The organism is Vibrio chemaguriensis, from assembly GCF_012275705.1.
Lineage (GTDB): Bacteria > Pseudomonadota > Gammaproteobacteria > Enterobacterales > Vibrionaceae > Vibrio > Vibrio diabolicus.
Genome location: NZ_SHOE01000003.1, coordinates 108,144 through 127,180 on the forward strand (window position 1 = coordinate 108,144; position 19,037 = coordinate 127,180).

At 45.4% G+C, this 19,037-nt stretch carries 4 protein-coding genes; 3 read left to right on the forward strand and 1 reads right to left on the reverse strand.

Translation table 11 applies throughout. The features are described from left to right. The first annotated feature begins 60 nt into the window (after positions 1-60). Both EX191_RS04610 and EX191_RS04615 read left to right on the forward strand, forming a co-directional pair. On the forward strand, positions 61-2,067 hold the full coding sequence (locus EX191_RS04610) for a TonB-dependent siderophore receptor (RefSeq protein WP_193447228.1): 2,007 nt from the start codon (positions 61-63) through the stop codon (positions 2,065-2,067). 42 nt (positions 2,068-2,109) lie between these two features. Then, on the forward strand, positions 2,110-2,391 hold the full coding sequence (locus EX191_RS04615; RefSeq protein ID WP_046875989.1) for a DUF2218 domain-containing protein: 282 nt from the start codon (positions 2,110-2,112) through the stop codon (positions 2,389-2,391). A 98-nt stretch (positions 2,392-2,489) separates the two neighbouring features. Here EX191_RS04615 and EX191_RS04620 read toward each other — a convergent pair whose 3' ends face one another. Next, positions 2,490-2,735, reverse strand: coding sequence for a YgjV family protein (locus EX191_RS04620; RefSeq protein ID WP_005397186.1), 246 nt, complete (start codon positions 2,733-2,735; stop codon positions 2,490-2,492). Positions 2,736-3,594: 859 nt separating this feature from the next. Here EX191_RS04620 and EX191_RS04625 point away from each other — a divergent pair. Continuing rightward, positions 3,595-18,966, forward strand: coding sequence for a retention module-containing protein (locus tag EX191_RS04625; RefSeq protein ID WP_193447229.1), 15,372 nt, complete (start codon positions 3,595-3,597; stop codon positions 18,964-18,966). The last annotated feature ends 71 nt before the right edge of the window (positions 18,967-19,037 follow it).

Below are 19,037 nucleotides of genomic sequence, written 5' to 3' on the forward strand. Positions count from 1 at the left end.
TATAAAACTCATGCTTATTATACCTGAGAATTATTATCATTAATATTTAGGAATGAAGTTATGGAAAGCCCTGCTTGTTCATCTATCAAGCTTTCAAGCCTTTGCCTTGCAGTGGGAATGGCGCTATCAAACCCTGTTTTAGCTCAAGATACCGAGTCACATTTTGAAGAAGTCGTTGTATGGGGAACAAAAGTTTCTAGCAATACTGAGTCGATGTTTGCGGACGACATGTCACTGAAGCAAGCGGATCATATGTCTGATTTACTGCGCGATATTCCCGGTGTTGATGTTGGTGGAACACACTCTGTGAATCAACGTATTACCATTCGTGGTTTGAGCGAAACCGATTTGGACATTCGTCTTGATGGTGCTTCTCAGCATGCGAGCATGTTCCATCACATTGGTAACTTGACGCTAAACCCTGACATTCTCAAATCTGCCGATATCCAGGTAGGTAATAACTCTGTGACTCAAAATGGCTTAGGCGGCTCGGTTTATTTTGAAACGAAAGACGCTCGCGATTTACTTCGTTACGATGAAAAGTTTGGCGCTCGTGTTTATGGCGGTTATGCATCCAACGACAACCAACAAGGCTCGTTGACACTGTACGGGCTTTTGTCCGAAAACATTGATGCGATGGTTTATGGCCATTACGTTACGCGCGATGACTTTGAAGATGGTGACGGCAACAAAACCTATGGCGCTGCGGGTGATGTTTACAACATTCTGGCTAAGTTGGGGTATGAACTAAACGACATCCATCGTTTTGAGCTCTCTTATGACATGTACCGAGACAGTGGTGATTACAGTCCGCGTCCTGATATGTCGGGGAGTGCGAACAATGGCTTATCGAGCACGTTACTTATTCCTACGGATTATGACCGAGATACCGTTACCTTGAGTTACGAGCTGCGAGGCGAACAACATCAAGGTAACGTCACACTTTATAATACCGAGACGGAAATTAAACGGGATGAGAGCGTTATGGCTCCTCGCTGGCCTTCGAACCGTTTATCGAAGAACACCGCTAAAAACCAAAACTTTGGTTTGAATGGTAAGTTCCAGTCGGATGTTATGTTAGGTGAGTTTGATAATCGAATCACCTATGGTTTCGACTACATGGATAAGACATCTTCAAGTTACTACGGTAGTCGTAAGTTCATGGATGAATCGGCCATTTCAACCGCATTGTTTGTAGAAGACCAGTTCTTCTTCTCTGATGCTTTCTTTGTTACCGCAGGTATGCGTTTTGATGATTACAAACGTGAAGCTGAAACGGGGACGAGTAACTATGATGATGTGACCTGGGCCCTAGCAGCAGAATGGGCAGTCACTCAGGATTGGACGTTGTTTGCGAGCGCACGCTCTCTATTCAAAGGCCCTGAGCTGATGGAAACCTTTATTGCTTACCAAGACGTTGCATTTTTAGAGGATGGACTAAAGCCAGAAACGGGGTTGAACACACAGGGTGGTGTCCGTTTTGATAAAACCTTTGATAAGCATTTCTTTGGAGCGAATATTACGGCATTCCAAACGGAAATTGATGATTACATTGCAGACCAGTACCAAAACGCGACTCAAACTTACCTGATTTACAACTTAGGTGATGTCGAGATTAAAGGCTTTGAGGCAAGTGCTTCTTATGGCTACGACAAGTTTAACAGCAAACTTTCTTACTCTAAGTCGGACACCAAAAACAAGAATACTGGTGGCCCTGTTGCTGGGGGTAATGGGCGTAGCATTGATATGGGTGATAGTATTGCTCTAACTTTGGATTACCAGTCAGACGCTTTAGAAACGATCTTCGGGTGGAACTCAATGTTTGTTCTAGAGGAAGACAACGTCTTTGATGGTCAGCCAAAGAAAGCAAGTTATGATGTACATAATCTATATGCTCAATGGGTGCCGTCTGATATTGATGGACTGTCGGTGACCTTTGGTATTGATAATGTATTTGACGAGTTGTACAGCTCTCATGCGTCTCGTTCCGGTACTGCACGTGGCTTCACGCTTGATGACTACGAGCCGGGTCGCAACTTCAAACTTTCTGCTGCTTATCAATTCTAATAGGGCTCCCGAGAGGGGGCGCTTCAAAACACGAGTAAATTCATGATTAAAGAAAGCACCCGAATAGATAGCGAACACGCTGACAAATACTTAGTGACACTTTGTCGGCATTTTGGACGAAAGGTTCCTGCTACTTGGAATGAAAACAGCGGTTTGGTGACATTTCCGACGGGAAAAGCGGAGTTTGCTCTTTGCGAGTCTAGCTTGACCATTATTTGTGAGGCGGATTCCGAAGAGAAACTGAGCACAGTGAAGGCGATAATCTCATCGCATGTAGACATGTTCTCTCGTCGAGAAACATTAGCACTTAACTGGGTTCGCTAGAGCTATTGATGAATGTGCAGAAAATGAGAGCGCATTAAAAGCAAAAAGCCCGCGCTCTTATCATTCGCGGGCTTTTATTGTTCGAATGCTATTGCTTTTTAGGCTCTAGATTCTAGGCTTTTTTTTTCCTGTTGCATTTTTGCTAGGAAGTAGATATTAACGCAAGCAATAAAGCCGTTAGTTAATACTACAGGCCAAGAATCAATCATTAGTCCGTAAGCAGTAAATAGCGCACAACCAATAAAGTTAAGGATACGAAGCTTAACAATATCTTTCATAGTTAGCGAAATTGCGACCATGATTGAAGCTGCATAACCTAAAATCTCAACCATATTCATGTCCATTTTTTGACCCTCTTAAAATCTGCCGAATTTTGTCGGTACCAATTCTTCTCATCTTGAGATTAATGAGGAAGCTCCATGCCTCGAATGGTCTTTTTTGTTGTATGGACGCACTATATCAATGGAAAAACCGTGATAAAAGCCTCAAATCAAGGTTAAGAGAAGGTTAGCGATTACGCAAACGTTTAGGACGGGAATTACTGATAATTTTACTTATTGTGTTGATTGATAATAACGATGGTATTAATAGCTCTCACATCATTGAAAGTGGGGGAATATTTACATATGATTGAAAATGATAATTATTTTCAAGCGTGATGTTTATGTATTTTCTTATTAGCTTGCTCGTATTTTTTTTACTGTATATCAGGACAAAGCCGAATTCGTGGTGCTCGGGAATTCATATTGTGAGCCACATTTTTATGGTTATATTTTGTCCAACGACTTATGTCATTCAATATTTAATCGTCACGTTTTTCTCGTCACCAATATTGATTAAGTTGTCATCACGTTCAGGTGTATACAACATTCTTATTACTTTTCTTCCATTATTAATTGCAACCGGTAGTTTGGCGTTTAGCTGAGCGTTTTCATCTATCTTCTTTTTTAAAACGACTACACTTATACGGAATAAGATATCAATTTCATATAATTAATCGATATTGCGGCGTTAGGACATGTGTCACATTTCTGTGACTACTAGTAAGTTTTACTTACTTTGCTCATTAGTGCGCCATTTATCGATTGTTTAATGAGTTGATACTTAGTCTAATCGTCTAAAGGTGTGCAGTATGCCGCACTAAATCATTTAAAAACTATCTAAAAAGGTTAATGGGAAACGTAGGCCATTAGCGGAGGTCAGATGAGTACGCAAACCGTGCCGCAGAACGCGATTGTAAATGCTGTCAAAGGTGAAGTCTTGGTTTTAGGTCTGGATGGAAAAGTCAGGTCTATAAAAGCGGGGGATGAGTTAATATCTGGCGAAGTGATCATTACTGAAAATAACGCTTCTCTTGATGTACAGATACATAATGAGCTGTATCTGATTGATGCTAATTGTGTCGCGTGCCTTCCAGAACCTTCTTTTGAACAACCAGAAACCTTGCTGCAATCTCCAGTTAATGGCCAGGTTACTTTCGATCCAACAGCTATCGAAGGTGCTAACTTTGACGCTAATGATGTCGCGGCTATCCAACAGGTCATTTTAGATGGTGCTGACCCGACTGCTATTTTGGAAGCAACGGCTGCTGGTGCTGGCGCTGAAGGCTCAGCCAATGCTGGCTATGTGACCGTTGAATATAATAATCCGGAAGTACTTGCCTCCACCTTTTTTGAGACGTCAGCGACTCGTAGCGGTGTAGAAGAACGCGATGAAGCTGATGATTTAGATGTCACTATCTTTGCCGATGGCGGACAATCATTGCAATCTAGCGTAACAGAAGGCTCAATTTCTCTATCAAGCTATCCGCAAACCATTTCTTCTAGTGTGCTGGTTGAAGCAGGGGATCTCGCACTTGATACCGCTTCATTTGTACCTGAAACGTCCTCATTAGAGTCTCTGTTAACCGAGCTAAATAGTGATATTACCTCTGCTGGTCAGCCAGTGGCGTTCGTTTATGACGAAGCGCAAAATGCCATTATCGGCACTCAAGAAGGTAACGAAGTGCTTCGTATAGAGATCGAAGCGACATCTTTAGGCCGTGATTTAGAGTTAGAGGTCGTTACCACGATTAGCCAGGGCATTGACCATGTCGCTTCTGTTGCTGATGGTCAAGTTTCCATCTCCGGTGATCAAATCAATATCGCTTTTGACATTACAGGCGCAGATATTGGTGGTAACAGTATTCAAGCACCTATCGATTTCACGACAACCGTTATTGATGGCGATGATCCGGCGCCGCAAAACGTTACTTTCGAAAACGTTGAATCTTCTTCTACTCCGATTACTGGCACCTTTGTTGATATTGGTAGTGATCAATTGGCAACGGTCACATTTAATCAAGAAGGACTTAGTCAATTTGATGGCCTATTGAGTGATAATCAGGCAACAGAGGCGGTACTCTCTGAAGACGGCAGCACTATCACCTTGTCCATTGCTGGCTCGAATGAAACCGTTTTAACTATCAATCTTAACACTGATGGTACCTACCAATTTGAGCAATTTAAGCCGTTAGAACAAACAAATGGTGAAGATACGATTGAGCTCTCTTTGCCAACCACAATCGTCGATTTCGACCAAGATACGGCAAGCAACACCTTTACGTTAACCATCCTTGATGGCGATAATCCAGTGATTGAAAACGTGACGGGATTGTCTTTAGACGAAGCGGGTGTTGACCAAGGTTCACAGGAAGGCGCGGTAGTAACAAGTGGCACTGGGTCGATCACGACAGCGGTCGGTAGTGACATCATTGACCATTATGAGTTGGAACCTACAGAGTTTAATGTTGGTGGAGAACTCCAATCTCAAGGGCAGGTTGTTCAACTAGAATTAGCGTCCGAGAGTAACGGCGTGCGCACTTACGAGGGTTTCATCGAGCTGGATGGCGTGCGTATCACAGTATTTGATGTGGCGATTGATGTCCCTGTATTGGGCGAATACCAATTCAACTTGTATGAACAACTCGACCATACGGGTGCTAACGATGACTCGCTCACTTTCTCACTGCCAGTTTACGCGGTAGATGCGGATGGCGACCGCTCCTCGATTACTGAAGGTTCGAACACACCAGAAGCGGCGCAAATTGTCATTCAAGTTCAAGATGACGTTCCTTCGATTGATGGCGTTGATGCGCTGGCAGTCGATGAAGATGATTTAAGTTCGGTAGGCTCTGACCAATCACAGCCAACATTAGTTGAAGGCCAGTTCACGACAACTCAGGGCTCAGACCGAGTTGTAAGTTATCAATTAGAGAGCGGCACTGATCCACTCAATGGGTTGGAATCACAGGGTCGATCTATCTCTCTGACGGAAACTGTCAACTCAGATGGCAGCTTTACCTATTCTGCAACGGCAGAAGGGGACGCTATCTTCACCTTACAAGTGAACCCTGATGGTTCTTATTCATTTAGTCTTGAAGGCCCAATCGATCATGCTGTGGGTAGCGATAGCTTAACTCTAGACTTCACTATTGTCGCAACGGACTTTGACGGTGACACCAGTTCACTTGTTCTACCGGTAACCATTGCTGATGATGTGCCAACCATTAACGACGTTGTTGCTCTTACCGTCGATGAAGATGACTTAAGTTCGGTAGGCTCTGACCAATCACAGCCAACGCTGGTTGAAGGTCAGTTCACGACGACTCAGGGTTCTGATGGCGTCGTACAGTATCAGTTGGATGTAAACGCTGATCCTTTAAATGGCCTGCAATCTCAAGGGCAAACCGTCTCCATTGCCGAAACGCAAAATGCAGACGGCAGTTACACCTACAGCGCAACGGCAAATGGCAGTGCAGTTTTCACATTGATTTTGAATACCGACGGCTCGTACAGTTTTGAGTTGCAAGGTCCAATCGACCATGCGGCAAATAGCGACAGTTTAACTCTTGATTTTAGCGTTATTGCGACAGACTTCGATGGTGATACAAGCCAAATCGTGTTGCCAGTTACCATCGTGGATGATAAGCCAACCATTACCGATGTCGATGCGATTACCGTTGATGAAGATGACTTAGCAACAATTGGCTCAGACCAGACTGATCCGATTTCAATTGATGGCAACTTCACCACCACACAAGGCTCGGACCGAGTGGTGAGCTATCAGCTCGATGCTTCTGCAACACCAGTTGACGGCCTTACATCACAAGGCGTTGCAGTCACGCTAACTGAAACCGCAAACGGCGATGGCAGTTTTACCTACCAAGCAACAGCAGGTACTGAGTCGGTCTTTACACTGACAGTGAACACTGATGGCTCTTATAACTTCACGCTAGAAGGGCCAATTGATCATGCTGTCGATAGCGACGAGTTGACGCTCAACTTCCCAATCATCGTGACCGACTTTGATGGTGATACCACAAACGCCACGATCCCTGTGACGATCGTGGACGATAAGCCAGTGATTACTGACGTAGATGCCATTACGGTTGATGAAGATGATCTAGCGTCAATTGGTTCAGACCAAAGCAATCCAATTTCTATTGATGGCAGCTTCACCACCACGCAAGGCTCAGACCGTGTGGTGAGCTACCAGTTAGATGCCTCTGCAACACCAGTTGACGGTTTAACATCGCAAGGTGTGGCTGTCACACTGACAGAAACCGCAAACGCTGACGGCAGTTTCACTTATGAAGCGAAAGCGGGTGGCAACCCAGTATTTACTCTGACAGTAGATACTGATGGCTCTTACAACTTCACGCTTGAAGGACCAATTGATCATGCGGTTGATAGTGATGAGTTGACACTGAACTTCCCAATTATAGCCACTGACTTTGATGGCGACACAGTAACTGAAATCATTCCAGTCACGATTGTTGATGATGTACCGACTATTACAGCGGTTGATGCGCTGAATGTTGATGAGGATGACCTTAACGTTGTAGGTTCCGACCCAGGCGGCGATCTGTTCGTTAAAGGCGCGTTTACCACCACACAAGGCTCTGACCGAGTGGTGAGCTACCAACTGGATTCAACCTCTGATCCTGTCGCGGGCCTGACATCTCAAGGTGAGGCGATTACCTTGGTCGAAACGGCTAATGGTGATGGCAGCTTTACCTATGTTGCGACCGCAGATGGCAATCCAGTATTCACGTTAAACGTCGCAACAGATGGTACTTACGACTTTACGCTTCAAGGACCAATCGACCATGCGGCCAACAGCGACAGCCTAACCATTGATTTCCCGATTATTGCCACCGATTTTGATGGTGATACGGCCACGGCAACTATTCCAGTCACGATCACGGATGATGCACCAGTCATCGATAACGTTGTGCCGCTGGCTGTGGATGAAGATGATCTCTCAGGTATTGGCTCAGACCAAAGCGACGCTGTTTATGTAGAAGGTGCGTTCACGACCACTCAAGGGTCAGACCGTGTGGTGAGCTACCAACTTGACTCAACGGCTGATCCTGTTTTGGGGTTAACTTCGCAAGGTGAGCCTGTTACCTTGGTAGAGACTGCGAATGCCGATGGCAGCTTTACTTACGTTGCTACCGCGGATGGTAACCCTGTCTTCACCATGAATGTGAATGCAGACGGTACATACAACTTCCGTCTGGAAGGTCCGGTCGACCATGCGTTAAACAGCGATGAGTTAGTACTGAACTTCCCAATCATTGCGACGGATTTTGATGGTGACACGACTACAGCGACCATTCCAGTCACCATTACTGATGACGTTCCAAGCATCGACAACGTTGTTCCACTGACAGTAGACGAAGATGATCTCGCCACAATTGGCTCAGACCAAAACGATGATGCGTTTATGTCTGGTTCGTTTAGTACGACAGAAGGCTCGGACAGCGTTGTTAAATACCAGCTTGATGCAACCGCGGATCCTCTAGCAGGGTTAACTTCTCAAGGTGAACCTGTTGTGCTTGCTGAGACGGCAAACGGTGATGGTAGCTTTACTTACACTGCCACAGCAGATGGCAATGCCGTATTTGAATTAGTGCTGAAGCCAGATGGCAGCTACACCTTTACTCTGCAAGGTCCACTAGACCATGCGATGAATAGCGACAGCCTACAAATCGATTTCCCGATTATCGCAACAGACTTTGATGGCGACACTTCAACTAAAATACTGCCTGTCACTATTGTTGATGATCAGCCAAGCATCACTAATGTTGATGCGATCAGCGTGGATGAAGATGACTTGGCGACGATTGGCTCTGATCAAAACGAGTCCGTGTCGATTGATGGTTACTTTGTCACGATGGGCTCTGATCATGTTGTGCGTTATCAGTTAGACGCGTCCTCTAACCCTGTTGATGGCTTAACCTCACACGGGGTTGTGGTGACAATTACGGAAAGCGCGAATGCGGATGGCAGTTTCACCTATACCGCTACCGCAGGATCAGAAGCCGTATTTACCTTGACGGTGAACAGCGACGGCAGTTACAACTTCACGCTTGAAGGTGCAATTGACCATGCAACAGGTAGTGATGATCTGACGCTGAACTTCCCAATCATCGCGACAGATTTTGATGGTGATACCACCACAGAAACGATCCCAGTCACCATCGTCGATGACAAGCCGACTATTACTGATGTCGATGCGATTACCGTTGATGAAGATGATTTAGCCACGATTGGCTCGGATCAAAACGATCCAATATCAATCGATGGCAACTTCACCACAACGCAAGGCTCTGACCGAGTGGTAAGCTATCAGCTCGACGCTTCTGCAACACCAGTGGATGGTCTGACATCACAAGGCGTGGCGGTCACGCTGACTGAAACCGCAAATGGCGACGGCAGCTTTACCTACAAAGCAACGGCAGGAACAGAAGCAGTCTTTACGCTGACGGTGAATACCGATGGTAGTTACAACTTTACGCTTGAAGGTCCAATCGACCACTCGGTAGATAGCGATGAGTTGACACTCAACTTCCCAATAATCGCAACAGATTTTGATGGCGACACGTCAGTTGAGACAATTCCTGTCAAGATTGTTGATGACAAGCCAACACTTGGTGGCATCGAAGCAACAAGTGTGCAAACGGTTGATGAGGACGATATCCCAACGGTAGGATCTGATGGTACGCAGGCGAACAGCATTGCCGGTAACTTCATCGCGACTGATGGCTCTGATGGCATTGTGGAGTACGGCGTTTCTGACCTAACGACGCCAGTACAAGGCCTGACCTCTGGTGGTCAATCATTGGTTATGGTTGAAGTATCAAACGCAGGTGGCGTTTCAGTTTACGAAGCTCGTATTGATGGCACGACGACACCAGTATTCCGTGTGACACTCGATGCCTCTAATGACAGCTACACGTTCGATTTGCTTGCTCCTCTCGATCATCCAAATGCTGATGGCCAAAATGAACTGGTCATCAATTTGCCGATAAACGCGACGGACTTTGATGGAGACGTGTCGAACAACATCACCTTACCAATTACGGTTGTGGATGATGTTCCGACCATTGATGGTTTACTAGCAGGCAGTGAACAAACCGTTGATGAAGATGACCTACCAGCAGGTACTGATGCTGCAAGTGCAGAAGATACTGTTATTTCAGGTACTTTTGATATCACCGAAGGTGCTGACCAAGTTGCTTCTATTCAGCTGAGTGACCTGACCACGCCTGTTGCGTCACTGACTTCAGATGGTGAAGCTATCACCTTAGTTCTGTCTTCTAACGCAAACGGTGTGAACGTATACCAAGGTGTTGCTGGCAATCCTGCTGAAGTGGTTTTCGAACTGACGTTGGATGCAACGAACAACACCTACGAGTTCGATTTACAGAAGCCGCTTGATCATCCAGATGGTAATCAACAAAACGAGATTGTTATTAACCTCCCTGTGACGGCGACAGATAATGATGGTGATACTTCACCAGCCTTCACATTGCCAATTACCGTTGTGGACGATGTTCCAGTTGTTACCAATATTGAAAGTCTACGTGTAGACGAAGATGACTTACCTCTTGGTTCTGATGGCACTAAAGAGCCATTAACGGTATCGGGTGAATTTGAAGTAACCAGCGCAGATGGTATTGATGCTTTCGAATTGGATCTGAGCTCAAATCCTATCCCGAATCTGAAATCGGGTGGAGAAGAGGTAACGCTTTCTCAAGACGCTAGTGCCTCAACTGCTGACGCACTTGTTTACGTAGGGCAAACTCCGGGTGGAGTGACGGTGTTCACGTTGACACTTCATCAAGATGGTAAATACGACTTTGAGTTATCTGGTCAGTTAGATCACGCGGTTAACTCTGATGAGATTTTGTTGAATCTACCTGTGAAGATCACGGATGGCGACAACGATACCATCACTGCGACCTTGCCAGTGACGATCGTAGATGACAAGCCAACCATTGATGCTATTAGCTCTGGTAGTACCTTGTCTGTGGATGAGGATGATATTCCAAGCCAAGGTTCAGACGATACGCCAGAATCCAATATCATTGGCGGCAACTTTGACGTTACGGATGGTGCTGATTCTATCGTTAGCTTCCAGTTGGATAGCTTGACGTCACCTGTATCAGGACTTACCTCAGGCGGTCAGCCGCTTGAATTGGTTGAGTTTTCAAATTCAAACGGTGTGATTGAGTACCGAGCTTATGTACAAGGTACGACGGATACCGTCTTTAAACTGACGCTAAATGGTTCAGTAGACAGTTATGAATTTGAACTGTTGGGTGCACTTGATCATCCTGCGGGTAACGATGAAAACTCGTTAGTCATCAACTTCCCGGTCAATGCGACCGATTTTGACGGCGATGTGTCCAATAACATCACCTTGCCGATCACTGTGGTGGACGATGTTCCAGCGATTGTGAAAGTGACAGACTCTAGCCAACAAACCGTTGATGAAGATGATCTTGCTGGTGGCTCAGACACGACAAGTGGCGATTCAACGGTATTAACTGGTGGATTTGAAGTCGTTGATGGCGCGGATGAGATAGTCAGCTACCAAGTTTCTGACCTCAATGCGGTTGTGTCTGGCTTAACTTCAAACGGCAACAGCATCGAGTTGAATGTGGTGAGCTCGGTTGGTGGTGTAACCAGTTACCAAGCGGTCATTGCTGGCACCTCAACTAAGATCTTCACGCTGTCTCTTGATGCGAATAACGACAGTTACCAATTTGAACTTTTGGGACCAATCGACCATGACGCTGTTCAAGGTGAAAACAACCTTGTCATTGATATCCCAATTACAGTTACAGATTTTGATGGTGATACGTCATCATCATTGAACCTTCCAATTACCGTGGTTGATGACATTCCCGAAATTAAATCAGCAGATGCTTTGGCTGTTGATGAGGACGACCTCACCAATGGCTCTCAGGCAACCAACAAAGACAGCCTTGAAGCAACGGGTAATTTCGATACGGTGGAAGGGGCAGATACCGTTGTCTCTTACCAACTGGACCTGACATCTAACCCAATCCCTGGAGTAACTTCAGGTGGGTTAGCGGTGACACTTGTTCAAACTGCAGTAAGCAACAACAACTACACTTATCAAGGGCAGACTCCGGATGGAAACTCAGTATTCACGCTAGTCTTGAACGCTGACGGCTCTTACAAGTTTACGCTTGAGGGTGTGCTAGACCACTCAATCCAAGGCGAAGATACACTTATACTTGATCTCCCAGTCTTCGCGACCGATGTTGATGGCGATACGGCTGATATCAACTTACCAGTGACGATTACCGATGATGTTCCAACCTTGTACGATGCATCTATTTCGCGTGTTGAGGGACAAGGCAGCCGCACGGTTCACTTATTCCAAGACCCTGTAGAAGGTGATGACGATCTTGGTGCTGACGGCGCACAAGTGACTTCATTTTCGGCTGATGATTCAGGCATTTACTTTAAGCAAAACGGTGTTGATTCCGATTCTGTCGATTTGAACGGCAGTGACCAAGTCGTATTTGTTCACAAGGTTCTTGACGGAGTGGATACTGAAATCGGTCGTCTGATTGTTCGAACCGATGGCCGTGTGTCATTCCGTCCGAATGACGATCTTGACCATACAGAAACCGACTCGATTGATTTCACCATCAACGTTGTTGCAACCGATGGTGATGGCGACATTGCTGATGCCGATGTGGATATCTCGATAAGAGACCGTAATGCGCAAATTGACACGTCTACCGTTACTGCGTTCGAGGACCAAGGGCGTGATGGCGTCGTTGTGGGCGTTGACTCTGCAAATACTCAGGATAACTTGTCGACGCTGGATGTGACGCCGGCGAAAGTCGATTTGGTTATCGATTTGCATGATATCGATCGTAACGAAAGCTTAGGTGACATCACGATTCGAGATGCAAGCACGCACAACGGTACTTTCTATTACCGAGATGGCAGCGGTAACTTCATTGAACTGACACCAGTAGGCGATACGGTTGTTCTCGATGCCTCGAATGTCGAGCAATCATTTAGTGGCGAGCTTGTCTCGTTAGATAACTTGTACTTCGTACCAGATCGTCATACCTCGACCGATGCTTCTGGTATCGATCCTCGTATCCGTGTGGAAATTCTTAACAATGGTACGCCAGATCATACGATTAATGGTCGTTTAGACATTGAAGTTGCTGCCGTTGCAGATATTGCGACTTGGACGACGAGCAGCGAGTTTAACTATTCTGTCGATGAAGACGGAAACAACGTCGCACTTAATATCACGGCGGAAACTCAGGATACTAGTAATCCTGAAGATATAGTGTACGAGCTCGTCTTTACACAAGGGGAAGGTAACGCAGAGTTAGTATATTCGGATGGTAGTGCGATTCCACAAACTGGTGGTGTTTATCTCGTAGATGCCAGCCGAATTGGTGACGTTCAAATTGACCCAATCGATAATTTCTCGGGCGAAATCAAGATTGATGTAACCGCGATTACAACAGAAAACAATAATCCGTTATCAGGGAAGGAAACGGCACGTTCAGAGACAGAAACTATCATCATTGATGTTAACCCAATCGCGGACCCAGGTAGTTTTACAGTCAACCGAATCAATGTCTTTGAGGATAACGCTCGAACTCAAGACACCGTCAATCCTGTCACGGATCATGACCCACTTCAGTTAAGTGAAGTGATTACCATGAAGCTGTCTGCGGATTTAGATGGTTCTGAAGCACTGTTTGTGCGTATTTCTGACTTCTCAATTGATGGCGTTACGTTAGTGTGGCTTGATTCAGCAAACCCAAGCCAAATCGTGGAAGTGACCGATTCAAGTGGCAATGTACTCTATTACGAAGTGCCAGAATCTGAGTTAGCCAAGGTCGAAGTGCTTCCTCCGTTGCACAGCAATGATGACTTTACTTTCAACGTTGAAGGTATCGTCAAAGACACGGCATCGTTATCTAATGGGGTTGCCGAAGATATGTTGTCACTAGGCAACAAAACAGTGATCGTCGGTGTGAAAGGCGTAGCTGACATACCATTTATTGAGCTGAATGATAAATCAGGGATCTGGCATGAGTTTAATGACGGCAATGTAAGAGGTATTGAGACTAATATCGATGAGAATGGTCAAGTAGAGTTGGGCTTTAGTGTCATCTCTGGCGAGTTACCAGATAACTCGAATGATCACTCAGAGTCGGTTACGGTTCTGCTGTCCAATATTCCGGCAGGTGTCGAGGTATTTGATAGCGATGGTGCATCCGTCGATCTGACCTTTGTAGGCTATGACGCGCAAAATCAGCCAATCTATGAAGCCAATATCACCACGGCGAATATTAATTCTGGAATTGTTATTAAACCGGAAGCGTCATCGACGGAGAACATTCATATTACAGCGACGACGATCGTCACAGAGAATGATGGTCACAGTCGAACCTCATCGGGTGAGATCCGAATTATTGTCGCTCCTGTCATTGATGCGCAAGATAACTACACGGTTCAATCAGAAGGTGATGAAGATACACGCTTTAATATTGATTGGAAGCCAACGTTGGCTCAAAGCCCTGATACAGACGAGTTCTTTAGTGAGGTGACGATTTCTGGATTTCCTCCAGGCAGCACGGTTTATGTCGATGGCGTAGCACAAACATTGGTTTCTGGAACATTAACACTTTCGCCACTAGCGAACGAGTCGGAGCAAGACTTTTCTGCTCGAATCTCTCAAAGCGGGTATGTCCAGGTGCAATTAAAGCAAGACTCTAGTACTGACTTTGATTTGAATACTACGGTGACGGTGAAAGAGATTGACCACGAATATGTCGATGCTTCTAATCCCGGGCAGGGAATTGCAGAAAAAACCATCAATGGCATGGTGCATGTCCAAGTCAATCCAATCGTTGAGCCAGAAAATACAACAGGATCGCTAGACGCCCAGACACGTTTGCTTGTTACTGAAAGCACTGGCGTTGTCACTGACATCGTGAAGTCAGACGGTCAAGGGAACATTGATTTTACGATCAATACTTCAACGGGTGGGGAGTCTGGTGCGAATATCATCAAATACCAAGAGTTTGACGCCTCTTCAGATGAAGTGGTGACTCAGCTTGTTGTTCAGTTCCACAATGTCGACCCTGAGATTCTCAATCAATTGGTCATTGTTGGTGCATTGAACGAAGGCGGCGGTCGATGGACAGTCATTGACGAAGAAAACTTCTCAATTAAAGCGCCTTCAGGTCTTGATTTAACGCCAAACGACGACAGCGATGATGGTGACAACGGCGGTCTATCTCAAATTGGGTTAACCATCTATGCCGAGGTCAACGATTTAGGTGAAGATGCCGTTGAAAAAGACGCAACAGTGGCAAGAGAAACTGACGTGACACTTGAGTTTCCGACGGTTCTCACGCCGCAAACAAGTGTTGCCGCTGAAATTCAGGTGGCTGATGACGTCCAAATTGAAGCATCGGAAGATAATGCGATCGACCTTGGCACTCAATTGACGTCGAAAGTCGATGCGATTAATGCGGATGGTGTGGAAGATGTTTTGACTGTTGTTATTGATCCATCTGCACCCGGTATTCCTCCAGGCTTGGTGATAACAGGCACTGATATCGATTTTGTCAATGGTAAATACGTTTTCCAAGCAGATATTGATGCTAGTGGCAATATCACAGGTTTGGACGGTTTAACGATGCACTTGGCGGAAGATTACGCTGGTGATTTCGAATTGCCTGTGAGGTTTGTCACCAAAGACACAGAGTCTGGCGACGAAAAAGAAAACAACGTGCGAATTCCAGTTCAGGTTTTACCGATTGCAGATGTTCCGAGTTCGGCGGGTGATCAGCCACTAGATGGTGATGTTACACCAAATGTGACAGTGGATATCACAGGTACTCTCGGTTTAGACGCGAACAAACAACCCGTTGATGACCTAAATAACGATGTACCAACGGCGGATGGTGTGGGTTATGAAGATGGTTTAATCCAACTTAATCTGAATGTCGATTTTGCCGACCGTTATAACAATATCCAAGGTGGTCAGGAAACGCTAACGAATATCAAGTTAGAGCTCGATGACACAACACTGGGGGAGTTTGTTGACGCAAATGGCAATAGCTTAGGGACAAGTATTGAGTTTAATGAAGCAGAGATTTTAGCGGGTGCGCTTGATAATGTTCTGTTTAAGCCGAAAGAAAATTATCCCGTAGGTGGGGGACAAAACACCGTCAAGATTAATATCGAAGGAGAGATCACGGACGAGGCTGTATTTGATCAGTCTATCCTAAATAACCCTGGCGATAATATCGACATAAGAACTTTTACTGATGACGTGACATTCGAAGTTACGCCAGTGGTGGACGATATTACGATTACAGGTGCCGATCCTACGAAGCCAATTACCGTGGTTGGTGACGAAGATACTTTAATTTCGTTGAATCAATCGGGCTCTGGGGTTTCGATCAGCTTAAACGATAATGATGGCTCTGAAAGTTTCGTTTCACTCAAGTTAATAGGGATCCCTGATGACTTTGTCGTGCAATCCAATTCCTCTGATTATGTTGTTAAGAACAACGGCGGAGGAGAATGGAGTATTCAGCTAAAAGACCTTACTCAGACATCCGTTGATTTGAGTGACATCCAAATCAAACCGCCGAAAAACTTCAGTGGTGAGGCAGAGATTGGAATTACCGTGTTCATCCAAGAAGAATTGTTACAAGTACCAACTGAGCGAACTAATAACTTTACGCTGGTTGTGAATCCTATTGGCGATGATGTTGATGTGAATCCTGATACTTCAGCTGCGGGGAATGAGGGAGAAGATATTGTTATCAACGTCAATGCGTTGGTGGTTGATAACAAAGAGTCTATCGGAGATGGCGCAACCTACCAGGAAAATGATCCAGAAACGCTGAGAGTTGAGATTTCAAATGTCCCTGATGGGGCGAGTGTTTCATTACCTGATGGAACGGTGTTTACTGACCAAGGAAATGGCGTCTTCGTATTAGAAATCGATGCTCAAGATTTGGATCAAGTGGTCTTTAATTCTGGTGATCGAAACGATAACTCATGGGGAGGGTCACTGCATTTCAAAGTGCAAGCCGTTGATACCGGGCTCGATGGTCGCCAAAATTTAGGTTCAGCCGAGGAGTTTGACGTAGCTGTTGATGTTGAAGCGGTGAATGATCGACCGGACTTCGTGAATGTCATTGACGTTGAAACACCAGAAGACAACGCTATCCTGCTGGATACATTTGGTATTTCGGATGTGGATGCGGTACTTGATGATCCTACCGCAGAGTATGTCTTGAATATTGCTGTCGATAGCGGTTACTTGGCGCTCAATCCATCGATTATTGCCAATTACGGATTGACGGTTTCAGGAGACGGCACGGGTTCAATTGAACTGAAAGGAACCGTATCTGACCTTAACGCCGCTATCGCTGATGGTTTAGTGGAGTTTAACCCAGCGCTTAACTTCTTTGGTAACGTCAATGTCGACATCTCTGTCGATGACCAAGGCAACGAAGGTATCGTGATTAGCGGTGTCGATGAAACACTCAATTCAAATAGCAGCCAATTTGTAATTGAAGTCACAGAGGTGAATGATGCGCCAACAACATCGGAAGTGACGCTGACAAGTATTGATGAAGACAGCGGCGCTGTTATTGTTACCGCAGCGGACTTGCTGGTTAATGCGGTTGATATTGAGTCGGACAATTTAACCGTTAGCAATGTTACGCTTGTCGACCCTGCAGCAGGGACGCTTACTCAACTGAGCTCAACGGAGTGGAGCTTTGAACCTGCTCCTGATTTTTACGGGGATGTAAGCTTTAATTACGATATTACGGATGATGGCATGACCAATGGCGTCTCGGATCCGAAGACCGTCAGTGGCTCAGCCGTGATGACAGTGCAGGCGATTAACGATGCTCCGGAGATTGATGGCTCAATGGTCACAAATACGATTGTGGAGTCATCGGATCAAAAAATCTCAGGTATCGAAATTACCGATGTTGATTTTGCAGGTGTTCATGAGAATGAAATCATGACGGTGTCACTCAGCATCGATGAGGGTGATATAAGTGTCGTTGTCCCGGCGGGGAGTGGCATTACTCAAGGCGTTGGTTTAGCAGGTGAAACTGTACTGATGGGGACTTTGTCTCAGCTTAATAGTCTTTTCGCTTCGACGGATCCGGATGTCGGTGTATTTATTGATGCCAGTGACGTGAACAGCAATTCTATTGCGCTTACCGTTACCGCTGATGACAACGGTATCTTCTATGACAACTTAACGGGTACCTCATTACAAACATCAGAAACGTTTGATATTAACGTAACGCCTGTCGCTGATGTACCAAACTTGGCCATTGATCAGAACTTTAGTTACATTCAAAGAATTAGTGCGAGTCAAAGTGCAAGCCGTCAAGGCATCGCGCTGGTGGGTATTATGGCGGCGTTGACCGATGTCGATGAAGTACTGGCCTTAGAGCTCACAGGCGTGCCAAGAGGAGCCACTATCACGAGTGAAGCTACAACATCGAATATCAGCTTTGATGGTACAACATGGACTGTTCCAGAAGATGAAATTGATACGCTACATATCAATAATGCGATCCCGGGAGATTACGATATTACATTGACTGCGGTTTCTACTGCATCAAATGGTGACCAAGCGTATTCAACGCCATTAGAGATTAATCTAAACGTTACGCTAAATAGTCAAGATATTGATCAGTCTGCTGAAAGTGAAGACAGCTATCTTATTGGTAGTGATGCAGGCATTACTTTAGCAGCAGGTACGGGAGATGATTATATCCTAGGAGGAGATGGAGACGACGTGCTTATCGGCGGACTAGGCTCTGATATTCTGACTGGTGGTGCGGGTAGCGATATCTTTAAATGGACAGAAGACACGGTGGATAATGGTGCGATTGACACCATCACTGACTTTAGCGTCAATGAGGACACCATTGACCTCAAAGACGTGATCGCTGATTTGAATGATCCAACGGCAGGTATTGATGATTTACTTGCGCACATTCAAGCCGATTACGACGCATCAACAGAAAATGTTTCTCTGAACATTACGACGGATGCAAATGTCCAGCAAACCATTGTTGTGGAAAACTTAGGTACATCGATAGACTTCAACGGTCTTAGCTCCAATGAGATTGTAGAGTCATTGCTGAATCATGGTGTTATTGATAACGGATAAATCTGGATTCAACATAAAACGGGCGGCTTTAACAAGGCGTCCGTCTTTTTTTGGGAGTTATTGATTTTTAT